We start from the raw sequence: 933 nt of genomic DNA on the forward strand, positions 1-933 counted from the left end.
TACAGTGCCCGCAGCCTGATGGCTCTTCACAAGTTTTTTGCAGGTGCACCCTACTATCGTCAGGAGAGTACGCAAGCGCTGATGGGGATTAAACTGACCGCCTCAACCATCTTTGACCAAGTCGAGTTAGTCGCCAATAGCTTGCAACCCATTTATAACTTGTTAAGAGTGTTTGCCGCAAACGCAGAGCACTATTATTTAGATGACACGACCAACCGAATTTTAGACAAAGTCCCGATAGAAAAGCCGCAGAGAAATGGAACAAAAACCCGAGAGCGCAGTGGTGTTTACAGCTCCGGTTTAGTCGCGGGCTTAAAAGAGGGTCGTACTGTCGTGTTGTATCAGACCAATATCGGTCATGCCGGCGAGTTCATCGACGAGATTTTACATGACCGTGGCCGGACACTCGCGCCCCCGATATTGATGAGTGATGCCTTATCCAGCAACCGCCCATCGCTTGATTACGTGGTCGAACACAGTCTGTGCAACAGTCACGGACGACGGCAGTTTGCCGAAGTCCTTAATCAGTTTCCAGATGAAGTGGAGCAAGTACTACAGTGGTATGGTGAAATCTGGCGACACGATGATGAAGCCAGGGAGCTAGGACTTAACGCGGGGCAACGGTTAGCTTGGCATAAAAAGCTATCACTTCCGGTAATGGAGCAGATCCGAAACTGGGGTCAGGCCGAGCTGAACAGGGGAAATACAGAAGAAAACAGCGGGCTTGGTAAAGCAATTAATTATTTTACTAAGCATTATGAGGGGCTGACCGCCTTCTGCCGTCTCGAGGGAGCACAGCTGGATAATAACCGAGCGGAGCAAGCACTCAAGCTAGTTGCTCGCAACCGAAAAAATGCCCTGTTCCATAAAACACAGGCTGGTGCGAGCATTGCGGATGTGATCATGGCGATGATAGCGACATCAGCCGAAGCG

The 933-nt window shown here is 50.2% G+C and carries 1 protein-coding gene; it reads left to right on the forward strand.

Translation table 11 applies throughout. The features are described 5' to 3' along the window. Window positions 1-18: 18 nt before the first annotated feature. Window positions 19-933 (forward strand): transposase (locus FKN93_RS17410; protein ID WP_249374233.1); only part of this gene is annotated, 915 nt, incomplete at its 3' end.

This window comes from Vibrio sp. A8-1 (assembly GCF_013048685.1).
In the GTDB taxonomy this organism is placed as follows: domain Bacteria; phylum Pseudomonadota; class Gammaproteobacteria; order Enterobacterales; family Vibrionaceae; genus Vibrio; species Vibrio metschnikovii.